Source organism: Streptomyces sp. NPDC041068 (assembly GCF_040647455.1).
In the GTDB taxonomy this organism is placed as follows: domain Bacteria; phylum Actinomycetota; class Actinomycetes; order Streptomycetales; family Streptomycetaceae; genus Streptomyces.
Genome location: NZ_JBEZCG010000005.1, coordinates 383,927 through 400,581, shown reverse-complemented (window position 1 = coordinate 400,581; position 16,655 = coordinate 383,927). Strand labels below are relative to the sequence as shown.

General features: G+C 72.2%; 15 protein-coding genes and 1 pseudogene. 8 read left to right on the top strand and 8 right to left on the bottom strand.

The features are described 5' to 3' along the window. Positions 1 to 54 precede the first annotated feature (54 nt). Both AB0B50_RS14225 and AB0B50_RS14220 read right to left on the bottom strand, forming a co-directional pair. Positions 55 to 768, bottom strand: a pseudogene (locus tag AB0B50_RS14225) (response regulator transcription factor); the annotation flags it as partial. A gap of 111 nt (positions 769 to 879) precedes the next feature. Next, the gene (locus tag AB0B50_RS14220) at positions 880 to 1,389 is read right to left on the bottom strand and encodes a hypothetical protein (protein ID WP_362330105.1); all 510 of its coding nucleotides are present in this window, start codon (positions 1,387 to 1,389) and stop codon (positions 880 to 882) included. A gap of 142 nt (positions 1,390 to 1,531) precedes the next feature. Between AB0B50_RS14220 and AB0B50_RS14215 the strand changes: the two genes are divergently transcribed. Together AB0B50_RS14215 and AB0B50_RS14210 are read left to right on the top strand one after the other, a co-directional pair. Continuing rightward, the gene (locus AB0B50_RS14215; protein ID WP_362330103.1) at positions 1,532 to 3,223 is read left to right on the top strand and encodes a histidine kinase; all 1,692 of its coding nucleotides are present in this window, start codon (positions 1,532 to 1,534) and stop codon (positions 3,221 to 3,223) included. Between the two features lie 26 nt (positions 3,224 to 3,249). Beyond that, positions 3,250 to 3,960 carry a response regulator transcription factor gene (locus AB0B50_RS14210; protein ID WP_362330101.1) on the top strand — a complete coding sequence of 237 codons (711 nt, stop codon included), beginning with the start codon at positions 3,250 to 3,252 and terminating at the stop codon, positions 3,958 to 3,960. A gap of 59 nt (positions 3,961 to 4,019) precedes the next feature. On the opposite strand, the gene AB0B50_RS14205 is transcribed toward AB0B50_RS14210, so the two are convergent. Continuing rightward, positions 4,020 to 5,381 carry a PLP-dependent aminotransferase family protein gene (locus tag AB0B50_RS14205; RefSeq protein WP_362330098.1) on the bottom strand — a complete coding sequence of 454 codons (1,362 nt, stop codon included), beginning with the start codon at positions 5,379 to 5,381 and terminating at the stop codon, positions 4,020 to 4,022. Between the two features lie 118 nt (positions 5,382 to 5,499). On the opposite strand from AB0B50_RS14205, the gene AB0B50_RS14200 reads away from it, so the two are divergent. The 3 genes from AB0B50_RS14200 (at position 5,500) to AB0B50_RS14190 (ending at position 8,381) form a co-directional block, all read left to right on the top strand. Then, positions 5,500 to 6,288 (top strand): alpha/beta fold hydrolase, encoded by a 789-nt coding sequence (locus AB0B50_RS14200; RefSeq protein WP_362330095.1) that lies wholly within the window; start codon positions 5,500 to 5,502, stop codon positions 6,286 to 6,288. A 153-nt stretch (positions 6,289 to 6,441) separates the two neighbouring features. Beyond that, entirely contained in the window at positions 6,442 to 7,773 is a 1,332-nt protein-coding gene (locus AB0B50_RS14195; RefSeq protein WP_362330092.1) for a histidine kinase, read from the top strand. Continuing rightward, a complete protein-coding gene (locus tag AB0B50_RS14190) occupies positions 7,737 to 8,381 on the top strand; it encodes a response regulator transcription factor (RefSeq protein ID WP_362330089.1) in 645 nt (214 codons plus the stop codon). The genes AB0B50_RS14195 and AB0B50_RS14190 overlap by 37 nt, the downstream gene beginning before the upstream one ends. A 31-nt stretch (positions 8,382 to 8,412) precedes the next feature. On the opposite strand, the gene AB0B50_RS14185 is transcribed toward AB0B50_RS14190, so the two are convergent. Further along, a complete protein-coding gene (locus tag AB0B50_RS14185) occupies positions 8,413 to 9,189 on the bottom strand; it encodes a glucose 1-dehydrogenase (protein ID WP_362330086.1) in 777 nt (258 codons plus the stop codon). Beyond that, on the bottom strand, positions 9,182 to 9,781 hold the full coding sequence (locus AB0B50_RS14180) for a cupin domain-containing protein (protein ID WP_362330083.1): 600 nt from the start codon (positions 9,779 to 9,781) through the stop codon (positions 9,182 to 9,184). Before AB0B50_RS14180 ends, AB0B50_RS14185 begins: the two co-directional genes overlap by 8 nt. A 168-nt stretch (positions 9,782 to 9,949) precedes the next feature. Here AB0B50_RS14180 and AB0B50_RS14175 point away from each other — a divergent pair, with 168 nt between their 5' ends. Next, complete coding sequence (locus AB0B50_RS14175; RefSeq protein ID WP_362330429.1) at positions 9,950 to 11,254, top strand: peptidoglycan-binding protein; 1,305 nt, start codon at positions 9,950 to 9,952, stop codon at positions 11,252 to 11,254. A 145-nt stretch (positions 11,255 to 11,399) separates the two neighbouring features. Here AB0B50_RS14175 and AB0B50_RS14170 read toward each other — a convergent pair whose 3' ends face one another. From AB0B50_RS14170 to AB0B50_RS14160, 3 genes are all read right to left on the bottom strand, one after another. Beyond that, positions 11,400 to 12,158 carry a sigma-70 family RNA polymerase sigma factor gene (locus AB0B50_RS14170; protein ID WP_362330080.1) on the bottom strand — a complete coding sequence of 253 codons (759 nt, stop codon included), beginning with the start codon at positions 12,156 to 12,158 and terminating at the stop codon, positions 11,400 to 11,402. Positions 12,159 to 12,268: 110 nt separating this feature from the next. Then, positions 12,269 to 13,264 (bottom strand): response regulator transcription factor, encoded by a 996-nt coding sequence (locus AB0B50_RS14165; RefSeq protein WP_362330077.1) that lies wholly within the window; start codon positions 13,262 to 13,264, stop codon positions 12,269 to 12,271. A 30-nt stretch (positions 13,265 to 13,294) separates the two neighbouring features. Then, positions 13,295 to 13,888, bottom strand: a complete 594-nt coding sequence (locus AB0B50_RS14160; RefSeq protein WP_362330074.1) for a TetR/AcrR family transcriptional regulator — start codon at positions 13,886 to 13,888, stop codon at positions 13,295 to 13,297. Between the two features lie 89 nt (positions 13,889 to 13,977). Here AB0B50_RS14160 and AB0B50_RS14155 point away from each other — a divergent pair, with 89 nt between their 5' ends. Both AB0B50_RS14155 and AB0B50_RS14150 read left to right on the top strand, forming a co-directional pair. Then, positions 13,978 to 14,538 (top strand): hypothetical protein, encoded by a 561-nt coding sequence (locus AB0B50_RS14155; protein WP_362330071.1) that lies wholly within the window; start codon positions 13,978 to 13,980, stop codon positions 14,536 to 14,538. A gap of 219 nt (positions 14,539 to 14,757) precedes the next feature. Then, the gene (locus tag AB0B50_RS14150) at positions 14,758 to 16,644 is read left to right on the top strand and encodes a protein kinase (protein WP_362330068.1); all 1,887 of its coding nucleotides are present in this window, start codon (positions 14,758 to 14,760) and stop codon (positions 16,642 to 16,644) included. Positions 16,645 to 16,655 lie beyond the last annotated feature (11 nt).

The window sequence follows — 16,655 nt, the reverse complement described above, 5'->3', positions numbered from 1 at the left end:
CACTCCGACCCCGGCACCGGCATCGGCACCGGCACCCACACCCGCCCCGCCCCCCGGCACCGTCATCTTGTACCCCACCCCGAACACCGTCACGAGCCGATCAGGGCGGCGAGGGTCGGACTCGATCTTCTTGCGCAGGTTGAGGACGTGCACGTCGACCGTGCGCGCGGATATGTAGCCGGACGAGCCGTGGATCCGGTCGAGGAGCTGCGGCCGGGTGAAGACCCGACCCGGCTCCTCCGCGAGCGCGGTCAGCAGGTCGAACTCGCCCGGCGTGCAGTCGACCTGGCGCCCGTCGACCGTCACCTCGTGCCGCAGCGGATCGACGACGAGGCCGCCGACGCGCAGGACCCGCCGGTCGGCGTCCGGCAGCGGCGCGTGGATGCCGCCCGCGCGGCGCAGCAGCGTCCGCACCCGGGCCATCAGCTCGCGCGGGCTGTACGGCTTGGTGAGGTAGTCGTCGGCGCCCAGATCGAGCCCCGCCAGGAGGTCGTCCTCGGTGGAGCGCGCGGTCAGCATCAGGACAGGCAGGCGCGTCAGCTCCGGCGGCCCGCTCGCGTCCCGCAGCAGACGCGTGACCTCAAGGCCGTCGGTGCCCGGCATCATCACGTCGAGGATCAGCAGGTCCGGCGGCCTGCGCCGGACCTCGGCGAGGGCGGTGGACCCGTCGTGGACGACGGCGACCGTGTGACCCTCGCGCTCCAGGTAGCGGCGGACCAGCTCGGCCTGTTTCTCGTCGTCCTCCGCGACCAGGACAAAAGCGCACATGGCGTTGAGGATAGGCGCGGCTCGGCAGGCAAACCGGATCCGGACGGCGGCCTGACAGGATCCTGATAAGTGTCCCGCGGGCAACACCCGCGGCCGACGCCCCGCCGCCTCCTAGTGTCCCGGGGACACGTCGCCGTTGGTCCAGGCGTACACGGTGTCCCCCTGGACCGCGACGCGGTACTGGTGGAAGTCGCCGCACTCCGCGCGGGACGTGGACGGCGTGCGGTCGGGCCACCAGGGCGCGTCGAGCTCGGGCTCCCCGACGCGCGGCGCACCCCCACCACAGGCCTTGCCCCGGTCCAGTCGCTCGCCGTCGGCCGGCGTGAACCGGATCAGCTTCGCGTCGCCGGTCGTCTTCACCTTCACCTTGACGTTCTTGGCGTCCTTCGGGATCCACGAGGGCAGCACGAACGCCAGGTCTCCCTTGGTGGGCGCGTCCGCCGCCGTCGCGAAGGCCTTCGTCTTCTCCTTGAAGACGTGCTCGCTGACGGCGTCCGGCATCAGCGAGCTGTCCTTGAGCGCGGGCGCCGCGACGGCGACCGCACCCGCGGCGACCAGGCATCCGGCGACGGTGAGGACGACGACACCGGACTTCTTCATGTTGAGGCGCTTCAGGGGCATGGCACCAGTCTTCGGTGCCGCACACACGATTCCGTACGGCCGCAGGACGAACCTCCGCCTCTGCCGAAAGACAGAGGTCGCACTCCGTATCCCCCTCAAGATGTACGAAGAGGACGGCACCCCCTGTCCAATACTTGACGGTATGCCCCAACCGCCCCGTCCCCCCACCCCGCGCCGCTCACCGCTCGCCCCCGGCCCCCACACCACCTGGCACCTGGCCCGCGCCGCCCTGGAGGCGCTCGCGGGCGGCGCCCTGCTCGTCCTCACGTACACGGGCACCAGCAGCGCCGTCACCCAGCTCCCCCGCCCGGCGAAGATCGCGTACGGCGTCCTGGTGCTGCTCGCGCTCGTGGTCCGGCGACGCTTCCCCGTGGGGAGCCTGCTCGCGCTGGCCGCGCTCGCGGGCCTGATGCCGCCGACCGGGCTGCTCGTCGCGGTGGCCGCCTACCCGGCGGCCCGGCAACTGGCGGAGCCGCACCGCAGGGTCGCCGCGCTGCTCGTCGCGGCCGCCCTGACGATGCTGGTGGCGACGGCGACCGCGCGGCCGATGGCCGTGGGCAGCTGGCAGTACGGGCTCGCGCTCGGGGCGATGCTCGCGGCGGTGACCGTGATCGTGCCGGGCCTGGTCGGCACGGCGGCCGGGCAGCAGGACCGTCTGGTGCGGGCGCTGCGGGAACGCACCGCCGCGGCCGAGCAGGCGCGCCGCCTCGCCGACAGCGAGTCCCGCATCCACGAGCGCTCCCGGATCGCCGCCGAGATGCACGACCTGGTGGGCCACCGCCTCAGCCTGATCTCCCTGCACGCGGGCGGACTCGAACTGGCCCTCTCCAAGCAGGCCCCCGACCTGCGCGACGAGGCCACGCTACTGCGCAAGGCGACGCGCGACGCGATGAACGAACTCCGTGAAGTCCTCGGCGTGCTCGGCCCGTTGGGGCGCGACACCGGCACGAACGCCCTGACCGACGCGACCGGCACCCGCCCCGACATCGAGGCCCTGGTCGAGGAGTCACGCGGCGGCGGCATCCCGGTGACGCTCGCCTGGCACGGCCCCGACCTGGGCCCGGAGGACGGCCCCTCGGTGCGCAGGGCGGTCCACCGGGTGGTCCGCGAATCGCTGACGAACGTGCACCGGTACGCGACGGGGGCACCGGTCGCGGTGACGGTCACGCACACCGACGACCGGGTGGAGATCTCCGTACGCAATGAAGCACCGCCCACGCCTCCGTCGGCGACGACCGGCCTCGGCACCGGACGGGGTCTGGTCGGGCTGCGGGAGCGGGTGGCGCTGCTCGGCGGCACGTTCGAGGCGGGCGCGGTGCCCGGCGGCGGCTTCGGCGTGACGGCGGCGATCCCGACGGACCCCGCGGGCGCCGACGCGGCGGACCGGAGCGCCCTCGAACCCGTGGGCCCGCCGCTGCCGGACACATCGGCGGAGGAGGGTGCGGTCGGCGGCCTCCAGAGCCGGATCGCGGGCGTACTCACGACGCTCCTCGGGATGGGCGGCGTCGCCCTGATGCTCGGCCTCGGCCTCGGTCTGGTGACGGAGGCGCAGCCGGGTCCGGACGTCGCCGAGCGCCAGGAGGTGCACGTCGGGATGTCGAAGGAGGAGGTGGAGCGCTCGGTGCCGTCGGACAGCGACGCGGTGCGGGCGGCGGCCGCCGGACGCGAACCGGCGCGCCCGGCGGGGACGACGAGCTGCCTGTACCCGTACGTGGGCGGCGGCTCGACGGACGAGGACTCGGAAGGCGCCCGTTTTGCAGTGACTCGATACTGTTTCAGCAATGATGTCCTGACGTCCATCGACCACTTCACGGTGCCGCTGGCCAGACCGTAGGGACACCGTAGGAACGAGGAGCACCTATGACGACGCCACCGACACCTACGATCCGCGTCCTGCTCGCCGACGACGAGGAGATGATCCGGCACGGCGTCCGCATGATCCTCCAGCACGCCGACGGCATCGAGGTGGTCGGCGAGGCCGTGAACGGCGCGGAGGCGGTCACGCTCGCCGCCGAGCTGAACCCCGACGTCGCGCTCGTCGACATCCGCATGCCCGTCCTCGACGGCCTCGCGGCGATCGGCCCGCTGACCGCCCTCGACCCCCGGCCGCAGGTGGTCATGCTCACCACCTTCGGCGACGAGGAGAACGTGACACGCGCGCTGCGGGCGGGCGCGGGCGGCTTCCTGCTCAAGGACGAGGGCCCGGACGAGCTGATCCGCGCGGTGCGGGCGGCGGCGGCCGGCGACGCGGTGCTCTCGCCCGGCGTGACGGGGACGGTCATCAAGCGGATGCTCCAGGGCGGCACCGCCCCCGCCCCCTCGGGCGCCCCGGGCGCCGGGTCCGCCGAGGGGCCCGAGAGCCGTCTGGCCTCCCTCGCCTCCCTCACCGACCGGGAGCGCGAGGTGCTCGCCATGCTCGGCGCGGGCCTGCCGAACCTGGAGATCGGACTGCGGCTCGGCATCGGCGTGGGCACGGTCAAGACGCACGTGGCCGCGGTCCTCGACAAGACGGGCAGCGACAGCCGGGTGCAGGCGGCGCTCCTTGCGCACCAGGCGGGGCTGGCTTCCTGACAGCCGCTGCTGTTACGGGGAAACAGCCTATGCCGTTACGGGGGGAACAGCCGATGCCGTTAAGGGAGAACGATCCCGGCGAGCGCCCCCAACGCCTCGCCCAGCACCCCCACCGGCGGCGACGCGAGCCCGATCCGCACCGCGTCCGGCGCCGAGTGCGCGCCCGCGGCGAAGGCCGAGCCAGGAGTGACGGCGATGCCGCGCTCGGCCGCCGCCGCGACGAAGGTCTCGGCACGCCACGGCGAGGGCAGCTCCCACCAGCAGTAATACGCACGGGGATCGGTACGGAACCGCCCCTTCACGCCCGCGTCGATCAGCCGCTCCCGCACGATCTCGTGCCGCGCGGCCGCGTCGGCGCGCTTGGCCTCGACGAGTGTCTCCACGGTTCCGTCGGCGACCCACCGCACGGCCGCCTCCAGGTTGAACGCCGCCGCCGTCCACGCCCCGGACCGCAGCCCCGCGGCGAGAGCGTCCAGATGGGCGGGCGGAGCGACGAGCATGCCGACGGTGAGCCCGGGGGCGAGCCGCTTGGAGAGGCTGTCGACGAGGACGACGCGCTCGGGAAGGCGGGCGGCCAGCGGAGCCGGGGCATCGTCGGCGAGGAACCCCCAGGTGCCGTCCTCGACGGCATACAGCCCCAACTCTGCGATCACTTCGGCGAGTTGATCCCTGCGCTCCTCCCCCGCCGTCACGGACAACGGGTTCTGCAGGGTCGGCTGCACGTAGACACCGCGGAGGGACGCGCCCCTGTGGGCGTCGGCGAGCGCGCCGGGCAGCATGCCCTGTTCGTCCATGGCGATGGGCACGAGGCGGCTGCCGAGCTGTCCCGCGATGGCTTTCACCAGGGGATACGTGACTTCCTCGACGCCGATGCGGCCGCCGGGGCGGGCGAGCGAGGAGAGGGCGGCGGCGATGGCCTGCCGACTGTTCCCCGCGAACAGCACCTGCTCCGGCGCGGGCCGCCAGCCACTCCGGGCGAGGACGGAGGCGGCGGCTTCCCGCGCCTGGGCCGTGCCGTCGGGGGCGGCGGTACGGGTCGCCTCCAGCAGGACGTCGGGGCGCAGCAGGGGCGCGATGGCCCTGCTCATCAGCTCGGACTGCCCTTCGACCGCAGGGTAGTTGAGCTCCAGATTGACGGGCACGGAAGGCGACGCGGGCACCCCTGACGGCCCCTCGGTCAACGCGGCGCCGCCAGGATGCGGGGCGCCGGCCCGCACGAAGGTGCCGCGCCCCACTTCGCCGACGACGAGACCACGCCGTACGAGCTCTCCGTACACGCGAATGGCAGTGGAGTTGGCGATCCGCCGCCGCCGGGCGAAGACACGCTGCGGCGGCAACTGCTCACCGCTGCGCAGCGCGCCGCTCTCGATCTCCCGAGCCACTTCATCCGCGACGAGGCGGAAGTCATCACGCCGGACCATCGCTCACCTCCACCCCCGCCCACACCCTGCCCTGCCCTGCCCTGCCCTGCCCTGCCCCATTGCACCGAGAGCAAAGATCCTATTGCACCGCCCAATTGCCCCCGCCTAGCCTCTTTCCATGGCAACCGCGCAGCTCAACGGCGTCACGATCGGCTATGACGACGAGGGCGGGCCCAAGGCTTCGGCCCTCGTCCTCCTCCACGGTCACCCCTTCGACCGCTCCATGTGGACCCCGCAGCGCGAGGCCCTCGCAGCGACCCACCGCGTCATCACCCCGGACCTCCGCGGCTACGGCGAGAGCACCGTCGTCCCCGGCACCACCACCTTCGCGACGTTCGCCGAGGACGTCGCGGCCCTCCTGGACCACCTGGGCGTCGGGGAGTTCGCGCTCGGCGGTCTCTCCATGGGCGGCCAGATCGCGATGGAGTGTTACCGCCTGTTCCCGGAGCGCGTCACGGGCCTCCTCCTCGCGGACACCTTCCCCGAGGCCGAGACCCCCGAGGGCAAGGCCTTCCGCAACGCCCTCGCCGACCGCCTCCTGGCCCAGGGCATGAAGGGGTACGCGGACGAGGTGCGGGACAAGATGGTCGCCCCGTACAACACGGAGGCGTCCGCGTACGTCCACCGCATGATGCTGGCCGCCCCGCCCGAGGGAGCGGCCGCCGCCCTGCGCGGCCGTGCCGAACGCCCGGACTACCGCGACCTGTTGACCCGCGTCGACGTCCCGTCCCTCGTCGTCGTGGGCCGCGACGACACGTACACCCCGGTCTCCGGCGCCGAGGCCATGCACGCCGCACTGCCCGACTCCGCGCTGCACGTCGTGGAGTCGGCGGCCCACATGCCGAACCTGGAACGCCCCGACGAGTTCAACGCGGCGGTCCGCACCTGGCTGTCCCGCATCCGCTGAAGCCGAGCCGAGCCGAGCCGAAGAGGATCCCTGAAGAGGAACCCGAAGAGGGGAGTTTTCACCACCGACTTCCGCCCGCACCCCGCCCCATAATGAACCGCGCACCGCAGGAAATCGCAGGAAACCGCAGTTCACGGCGCCAGGGGGAAGCTCATGACCACACCGCACAAGCCCGCGGAAGACAGCCCGGACGGCAGCGCCTTCAAACGCTCCCTCCTCCTCTGGGCCCTCTCCCTGAAGTCCTTCTGGATCTCCCTCTGGGTGGCCCACGTCCAACTCCTCGGCGGCGGCCCCGCAGCCCGGCTGCTCCCGGCCGCGACGAGGAGCGTACGAAGGCTCGCCGACCGGCAGCGCGAGCTGGCCGAGGAGTGGTCGGGCAGGGACTTCCCCGCGCCCTACCCCGAACTGCCCACGACGGGCCAAGGCCTGGCTCTGCGCGCCCAGTTGGCGGGCAGGCAGGGCCAGGTGTGGCGCGACCGGCGCTGGATCGGTCTCGATCCGTGCGTCGGCGGGCTGATCGCCTTCGGACCGCTCGCCCTGGTCCTCAGCGGGGTGTGGGGCCTGGTCACGGCGGTGTTCGGAGTACGGCTCTCCGAGGAGTGGGGCAACATCTGGTACCTCTTCGTGCCGGTCCAGAACTGGCCCACCGCCGCTCTCGCGGGCGTGCTCGGCGCCCTCCAGTTCCCGCTCGCCGTGCGCTGGGCCGCACCCCGCGCCATCCGGCTGCACGAACACGTCCTGCGCTCGCTGCTCGCGCCGAGCGAAGGCGAACTGCGCGCGGAAATGGCCGAGATGGCGCACCGCATCGACCATCTCACCACCACACGATCCGCCGCCGTCGACACGCAGATGGCGGAGATCCGCCGCATCGAACGCGACCTGCACGACGGCGCGCAGGTCCGCCTCGTGGCGATGGGCATGACGCTCGACGCCGCCGAACACCTCCTGGAATCCAACCCCGAGGCCGTCCGCGCCCTGCTCGCCGAGGCCCGCGAGAACTCCGCCAAGGCCCTCCAGGAGCTGCGCGACCTGGTCCGCGGCATCCATCCTCCGGTCCTCGCGGACCGCGGACTGACCGACGCCGTACGGTCGTTGGCGCTGATCAGCCCGCTCAGGACCGAGGTCGGATCCGATCTTCCCGCGCGTCCCGAGCCGCCGGTGGAGTCGGCCGCGTACTTCGCCGTCTCGGAGATCATGGCCAACGCCGTCAAGCACTCGGGCGCGGAGCGGGCGTGGATCGACATCCGCCACGACAGCGAGCCGTCGGGAGAGTCCCTGGCCCGCCGGGGCACCCTCCGCATCACCGTCACCGACGACGGCCACGGCGGCGCAGACCCGGCCCGCGGTTCCGGCCTGCGCGGCATAGAGCAGCGCCTGGCCACCTTCGACGGGGTTCTCGCGGTGAGCAGCCCGCCCGGCGGACCGACCATGGTGACGTTGGAGGTGCCGTGCGCGTTGTCCTCGCCGAAGACCACTTCCTCCTGAGGGACGGTCTCAGCAGGCTCCTCACCGCCTTCGGGCACGAGGTCGTCGCCGCCGTCGACAACGGCCCCGAGCTCCTCGCCGCGCTCACGGACCTGCGGCCGGACGTCGCGATCGTCGACGTCCGGCTCCCGCCGGGCTTCAGCGACGAGGGGCTGCGCGCCGCGCTGACGGCCCGCGAGCGGGTGCCTGGCCTGCCGATCCTGCTCCTCTCGCAGTACGTGGAGCCTTTGTACGCCCATGAGTTGCTGGCCTGCGGCTCCGAGGGCGTCGGCTACGTACTGAAGGACCGGGTCTCGAACGGCGCCCAGTTCATCGCGACGATCGAGCGCGTCTCGGCGGGCGGCACCGCGATGGACCCCGAGGTGGTCTCCCAACTCCTGGTCCGCAAGGACCGCGACACCGCCATGGCCACGCTCACCGCGCGCGAGCGCGAGGTCCTGGAGTGCCTGGCGCAGGGCCGCTCCAACGCGGGCATCGCGGAGGCCCTGTTCATCTCGGAGAAGGCCGTCGCCAAGCACATCGGCAACATCTTCCCGAAGCTGGGCCTGCCGCCTTCGGACACGGACAACCGCCGGGTGCTGGCGGTACTGGCGTACCTGGACCGCTGAGCTCTCGGGGACATCAAGAACACCAAGGGCCCTACCAGGTGGGCCGCGCCCCTACCCCGCCGTCCACCACGAGATCCGTCCCGGTGATCCACGACGCCGCGTCCGAGGCGAGGAACACACAGGCGCTGCCGATGTCCTCGGGCGTGCCGAGCCGTCCGAGCGGCGCCGCCCGGCCCCACCGCTCCACGCCCTCGGGCCAGTCGTCGGCGAGCCCCGGCCGGTCGATCAGCCCCGGCGAGACGCTGTTGACGCGGATGCCGCGCGGCCCGTACTCCAGGGCGGCCGAGCGGGCGAACATGATCAGGGCGGCCTTGGACGCGCTGTAGTGCGCGTGGCCGGGGGCGGGGTGGGAGCCCTCGATGGAGGCGATGTGCGTGACGGTGCCGCCGTGGTCCTGCTCCGCCATGAGCTCGGCGGCGGCCTGCGTGCAGCAGAACGCGCTGGTCACGTTCGCCTCGGAGAGCCGCCGCCAGTCCTCGGCGGTCATCCCGGCGAGTGCCTGCACCGGCTGGATCCCGGCGTTGTTGACCAGCGCGTCCAGGCGGCCCCGCCATGCGTACGCCGCTTCGACGAGGCGGCGGCACTCCTCCTCGCGCGTCAGATCCGCCGATACGGAGATGGCCTCACCGCCCGCCGCCGTGATCCGCCCGACCAGCTCACGGGCCCGCGCCTCGCCCCGCCGATAGTGAACGACCACCGCCGCCCCGGCCTGCGCGAACCGCCAGGCAATACCGACACCGAGACCACCACTGGCCCCGGTGACCAGAACAACCCGCCCGCCCAGCCCCGGCAAACTCTCGTCACGCATGGGAACCATCCTCTCCGGGCACCCCGTCCATCCGCAGCGGCTCCCCCGCCCGGCACAGCTCCCGGATGAGCCCCGCCCGCCCCGGATACCGCGCGCTCAGCACCTCCGGATCCCCGCCCTCGTAGTCCTCGGGGACGAACCCGGGAGCCATGGTCGTCCCGAACAGCGCCCAGCCGTGGCGCCCGCCGGCCGCGACCCGCGCCCCCATCCACGTCCCCGCGGGGACCACGAGCTGCACCTGCCCTGCGGTGCCATGGCCTGCGGTGCCGAGGCCTGCGGTGCCGAGAACGGCCAGCCGGTCCGCGCCGTCGGGGGCGAGGAGCAGGAGCTCCAGCGGATCGCCCTCGTAGAAGTGCCAGACCTCGTCGATCGGAAGCCGGTGCAGGGCGGAGAAGCCGCCGGGCTCGGTGGTCAGGAGCACGACGATCGCCGTCCCTGCGGGGCGCCCGTCCGCGCCCGGCGGCCCCGCCCAGGTCCGCCGGAACAACCCGCCCTCCACGGGCAACGGCCGCAACCCGTGCCGCGCGGCCACCGCTTCCGCCGTCTCCGGCCCCGCTCGCCCGTCCCCGGAAATCCCGTCCTTTTCGACCATGGTCGATCGCTCCCCGCCCCAAGTGCGTCATAACCGCGCACCTCGACACTCCTCCTCCATGGCACCCCTTTTCTCCCCGTTCGACCCCTGGAGGGCGATGTGAGCACACCGGTCTTCGACACCCCGACCGTCGACACCCCGACCGTCGACACCCCAGCCTTCGACACCCTGGCCCTCGACGCACCAGCCTTCGACGACATATCCGCGGCGCGCGACTGCCCCTGCCCCGGCTGCGCGCAGGAGCGGCTCGAACTGCGGGCGAGCGGCGGCTCGCGGGCCGGTACGCGCGCCGCCGCCGTCCTGGCGCTCGGCGCCGTCCTGACGGGCGCCGGTACCGGTGCCGCCCACGCCATGGCGCAGCCGTCCTTCGCGACGCAGAACCCGCTGCCGCCGGGCCAGGGCGCCCCGGGCCCGCTGTTCGCCCAGGCCGCGGCCGCCCGCACGGCATCGGCCTCGACGCCGATGCGCCTGACCCGGTCCCAGATCCTGGCCCGCGCCCAGACCTGGGTGGACGCCCGGGTCTCGTACAGCATGAGCGGTTACTACCAGGGCTACCGCAAGGACTGCTCGGGCTTCGTCTCGATGGCCTGGGGCCTCGGCAGCAACCAGTGGACGGGCAGCCTCGCCGCCTACGGCGTCCGCATCACCAAGAGCCAGCTGAAACCCGGCGACATGCTGCTCTTCCACAACCCGGCCAACCCCGGCGCGGGTTCGCACGTGACGATCTTCGGCGGCTGGGCGGACTCGTCCAAGACCCGGTACGTGGCGTACGAGCAGACGCGCCCGCACACCCTCAAGCGGACCACTCCGTACGCGTACTGGAACCACTCCGGCAGCTACGTGCCCTACCGCTACAAGTACGTGGCGGACGGCGGCGGTTCGGGCGGCGGCACCGGCGGCGGTTCGGGCGGCGGCTCCGCGTCCTTCCCCGGCGCGTCCGCCTTCGGCCCCGGCGCCTCGGGCAGCCAGGTCACGCGGCTCGGCAAGATGCTGGTCGAGCGCGGCGCCGGGCGCTTCTACTCGGTGGGCCCCGGCCCCCGCTGGTCGGACGCCGACCGCAGGGCGACGAAGGCGTTCCAGGAGGCGCAGGGCTGGCGGGGCTCCGAGGCGGACGGCATCCCGGGACCCGCGACGTGGCGCTACCTGGTCGAGGGCAAGGGCCGGGACATCGGCGGAGGTACGAGCGGTGGCTCGGGCGGAGGCTCCGGCGGCTCGGGGAGTTCGGGGAGCTCGTCCGCCGCGTTCCCCGGCAAGCAGCATTTCCGCCCCGGACAGTCCAACGCCCACGTCACGAAGCTCGGCAAGCAGCTGGTGAAGAAGGGGTACGGCAAGCACTACGCACAGGGCCCGGGGCCGCGCTGGTCCGAGTCCGACCGACGCAACGTGGAGTCCTTCCAGCGGGCGCAAGGCTGGCGGGGCGCGGACGCGGACGGCTACCCCGGCCCGGAAACATGGCGCCGCCTGTTCCGCTGACCCCACCGCCCACCACCGCACGGCACCCGCTGCCCCTCGCCCCCGGGGGCGGCGGGCGTCGGCGCCCCTCACCACCGGGGGCGGCAGGCGCCGGCGCCCCGCGACGAAGGCGACGAAGGCGACGAGGGCGACGAGGGCGACGACCTCACCGCACGTGACGCCCCCGCTGAGGCAACCCCGCATTCACGTCCCGCAGTTGCCGCCGCCCCTCGCGGCAGGACGCACAGCGGTGCAGATGCAAGGAGACGGCCGCGGTGTACCGCCGTACGGAACGTCCGCGCAGCGAGGCCACGACGCGGTCCATGACCTCGGCGCACTCCGCGCTCGCGGGCCGCACGTGACGCCGCAGGAAACCGGCGCGCAGGGCCTCCTTGGAGCGGTAGACGAGGGAGGACGCGGCGCCGGCAGCGATGCCGAGCCGTTCGCCGATGTGCCCCGCGCCCTGCTCCTCGATGGCGAAGAGGCGCAGGGCGGTGCGGCGCTGCTCGGAGAGCCCGAGGAACGCCTCGCGCGCACAGACCGCGTCGAAGTACGCGCTGACCCGGCAGCCGTTCTCGCCGGGCCGATCGGGCAGTTCGGCGACGGGCAGCTCCCGCTGGCGCCGCGCGGTGATCCGGGCGGCGGCGCGGCGCACGGAGCACTTCAGGTAGCCCGCCACGTTCCCGACGGGCCCGCGGCCACCGCGCAGCGCCTGCAACAGGCCGAGCATCGCCTCGGAGACGGCGTCCTCGGCGTCGGCCGTGCTGCCGCGCGTGCAGTGCAGGGCACACTGCCGCGCCATCTGCACATGGCGTTCCCACAGCACATGGAAGGCCCGCGGATCACCCGCGCGCACCTGCGCGCAGAGCGCCGCGTCGTCGACGTACTCAACGCCCCCGAAGCCCTCGAACTCCTCGACCTGCACGGCGTCACCCTTCGGTTGTGCGGAACGCGCTGCGATTCAGCGTTCCGTGCGCCGAAGGACGTCATGTCCCACCAAAGTGGACAGGTGACACCAAAGGGAGACAAGTGCGCTCAACTTTCGTCGAGCCCGACGAGAGCGGGCCGCGCCTCAGCCCGATCGACCCGCTCGGCCGGATCGACGCGCTCGGCCGGATCGACGCGCTCTGCCTGATCGACCCGCTCGACCTGCTCAGCCCTCCCGCCCCTCCCCGCCCCCTCCACCGAGAGCCCCAACTCATACGCCAGGATGGCCGCCTGCGTCCTGTTGTCGAGCCCGAGCCGACGCAGGATCCTCGACACATACGTCTTCACGCTGGCCAGCGACAGATGCAGCGCCTCGGATATCTCTTTGTTGCTCATTCCCGCGCCCACCAGCGCGAGCACCTTCACTTCGCCCTCCCCGAACGACGCGACTTTCCCCGCAAGTTCCGCCACCCGAGGAATCCGTGCCCGCGGTGCGGGACGGGATATGAGCCGCCGCATGACGGCGTACGAGAGAACACTCGCACCGGCCGCCACCGAACGCACCGACGAGACGATTTCACGCGGCGTCGACGTCTTCAGAAGAAGTCCCGCCGCACCGGCCTGGAATGCGCCGAGCACCGCTTCTTCCGAGTCGTGGTTGGTGAGGACAAGGACCCGCGCGGAAGGCGTTGACCTGGTCAGTTGAAGCGTCGCGTCAATTCCGCCGACCCCGGGCATGCGGAGGTCGAGAAGCACCACGTCGGGCGCGAGTTCCCGGGCCATGCCGACCGCCTCCGCGCCGTCGCCCGCCTCGCCCACGACCACCAAGTCGTCGGCCGCGCCGAGCAATGCGCGCAGGCCCGCGCGGATCACCGGCTGGTCATCGACGACGAGTACGCGAACCACGTTCATTTTTGCCTTGATTGAAGCGCATGTGAGTCTGCCGACGAGCCTGTCATGCGCTTGATGATAACGGGGCTTCCGATCAACTCCGGTTTCCGCATCAGGACTTTCGACCATCCCGAAAGGCCCGGGGCGGGACGTAAAGTCCTTTCCGGGGTCGGTGTACAGCGCAATGAGACGTGCGAACGACTCGACAGGCATACGGTCCGCACCGCCCCCGGCGCGACGCCCTCACGGGCAGAGCGAGCGCCAGATCCGCTCGGGCAGGATGCGCGCGGCCTCGTCGAGGTCGACGTCGTCGACACCGGAGAGCCAGCGGCGCGCAGTCGCGATGATCGGCCCCATGATCAGCGCCTCGACCACGGGCACGGGCATCGGCTCGATGGCGCCCGCCGCGATGTGCCGCCGGATCCAGTCGGCCATCGGCGACAGCCTGGCCTCCTGCGCGTCGCGCAACTGCCTGGCCTGCGCCATCCCGAGCCGGTCGGCGTAGGAGGAGTGCAGAAGCCGGGCCGCGTCCGGATGCTCCTGGATGAAGGCCAGATACACCCGCACCAGGGCACGCACGGCGGTCCTCGCGCTGCGGGCCCGCTCCACGGCCCCGGCCAGCTCCCCGAGCAGCCGCCCGAGCCAGCGCAGCAGCAGGGCGTTCATGAGGCCGTCGACGCTGCCGTAGTGGTGGTAGAGACTGCCGAGGCTGACACCGCTGGCCTTGGTCAGGGCGCTGACGGTGACACCCTGCTCACCGGACTCGGCGTACACCTGAAGCGCCGCGTCCAGAAGGCGATCGGCGGTCTCAGCACCGCGTTGTTGCTTGGGGGTCATGGTGGGAACCAGCGTAGAGCACCATTTTTTCTAGAATCATTCTCTAGAAACCCACTCCAAAAGAGCCACCGCCGATCCACACTGTCCCGGTGTCCGAACCCATACCTCCCGCGCCGCGGCCGGGCCGCGCCCCCAAGCCCAGAGTCCGCGGCTTCCTGGCGGTGCTCGGCGCCGTCGGCGCCGCAATCGTCGCCGGCCTGCTGAGCCAAGGGGACGACGGCGACAGCTCCGCGTCCCCCGCCCCGACCTTCAGCATGGGGACCTACGCCCCATCGACCGACACCCCCTATCCCAACGATCCGTACTCCAACGATCCGTACTCCAGCGATCCGTACGCCACCGCGACCGACGACCCGATGGCGACACCTTCGAGCCCGGCCCCCAGTCCGTACGAGCAGGGCACCTGCCTCAACGGAACGCTGCCGGACTCCGAGACGGCGCAGGAGGTCAGCGGTGTCGACGAGGTGTCCTGCTCCGCGTCGGATGCCCACTACCGCGTGATCCAGACGATCCCCCTGACGTCGGACCTGAGCCAATGCAAGAACAACTCCCAGACGCAGTACGCCTTTTCGTACCGCTACACACTCAATGGATCGACCGTCAACGAGTACGTGTACTGCTTGGTCGGCCTGGGTTCGTACGCCCGCTGACACCCGCACCCGAGCCGCCGCCTGCCCCCGCCCCGTGACCACTACGCGGCCACCTCACCCCCCGAAAGCGAAACAACTTTCTAGAAGAACCTTCCAATCCGGCGGCCCGATGGTCCAAACTGATCACGTGCCGGGCCTGTGTCCGTCCGTGCGGACGGGGGGAGCGCACGGACCGGCACGGTCCGGCCGCCCCGCGGAAGGCCGGTGGACGGGGAGAGCGTGAACGGGGCAGGCGGGGCAAGCGAGTTCGACCTCACGGGCAGCGGCGCCGAGCCGCTGCGCGCACAGGACCCACGGCAGATCGGGACGATCCCCCTGGTGGGACGGCTCGGCGCGGGCGGCATGGGCCGGGTGTACCTCGGCGTCACCGACGGGCGGTATGCCGCGGTCAAGCAGATGCTGGCATCCGTGGTCGCCGAGGACCGGGGCTTCCTGCGCCGCTTCGGCCAGGAGATGGACAACCTCGCGCGCCTGCCCGCCGAGGCCACCGCACCCCTCCTGGCGAGCGACCGCACCGCCGAACCCCCGTGGTTCGCCACCGCGTACGTCCCCGGGATCACCCTGGCCGAAGCCGTCGAGGACCACGGCGGCCCGCTCGCGCCCGCCGCCCTGTGGCTGCTCCTGCGGGAGGTCGCCGCGGGCCTGGAGTCGGTCCACGCCCGCGACATGGTGCACCGCGACCTCAAGCCGTCGAACGTCATGCTGACCCTCGACGGCGTCACCCTCATCGACTTCGGAATCGCCCGCGCCGCCGAGCAGAGCCAGCTCACGCAGACAGGCCTGGTCGTCGGCACGCCCGCCTACATGTCGCCCGAACAGGCCTCGGGCAAAAGGCGGTTGACCAGCGCATCGGACATCTTCGCGGTGGGCCTCCTGGTCGCGTACGCGGCGAGCGGCCGCTGGCCGTTCAGCGACGGAGCCGAGGGCAGCCCGCTCTACCGCATCGTGCACGACACCCCGGACCTGACACCGATTCGCGAGCGCGACGCCGAGCTGGCCGAGGTGCTCGAATCCTGCCTGGACAAGGACCCCGAGGGCCGCCCAACGGCCCAGGAACTGAGGGAACTTGCCGCAGGGCACGCCACACCGACCCCACCGGCCTGGCCGGCCCCGACGCTGACGCTGCTGGCCGAGCGATCGGCGTTCGCGGCGAGGGTGCCGACCCTGGCGGAGATACCGGCGGAGACACCGGCGGCTACACCGGCGGAGATACCAGCAGGGACACCATCAGAGACACCGGCCGCGACGCCCCCGGATTCCACACCGCTGGTCAAGACCGCACCCCCACCCCGTCCCGAACGGCGCCGCAACCGCGTCCTGCTGGCCGCCGTCCCCGTGATCGTGGTCACCGCGGGCGCGACGCTGGCCCTGCAGAACCTCCCGTACATCACCGGCCAGGACCGCGCCGCGGGCTCGACACCCTCGGCCACGGCAACGGCAGACCCGGCGCAGCCGCCGGGCGCGGACGAGTCGGCGCCCCCGGAGTCGGAGAAGCCGAAGAAGAAGGATCGAGAGGGCAAAGGCGAGGACAAGGGCAAGGACGAGGGCAAGGACGACGACTCATCACCGTCCAAGGAGAAGCCCAACGGCGTCACGGACGGCGGAAGTTCGGACGACAAGGACGGAGGCGGCTCGGGAGGAAGGGACGAAGGAAGCGACGGCGGCAGGGACACGGGAGACTCGTCGGACGACAACCCCACCACTCCCGACGCACCGAACTCACCGGACTCCCCCTCCTCCCCCTCATCCGGCCCTTACCGGCTGAAGAACGCCGACAACGAAGCGTGCCTGACCCAGGTGTACGGCTCCGCGGACGACGGAAGCTGCGGCGACGCGAGCGCGTCCTGGAAGACGGTGAGCGCGGAGAACAACAGCTTCAAGGTCGTCAACAAGCAGAGCGGCGCCTGCCTGGTCGCCAACATGCTCGGCCAGGCGGTCTTCGTGGGCGACTGCACCCGGGGCGAGGCACGCCTCTGGCGCTGGGGCTCGGGCGGCACGCTGAAGAGCACCAGCAACGGCGGCTGCCTGGACCTGGCCTACGGCGGCGGAGTGGCGACGGCGACGTGCGCGTCAGGAAAGGCATCGCAACGCTGGGCAAGGTCGTAGAACCTCACGCA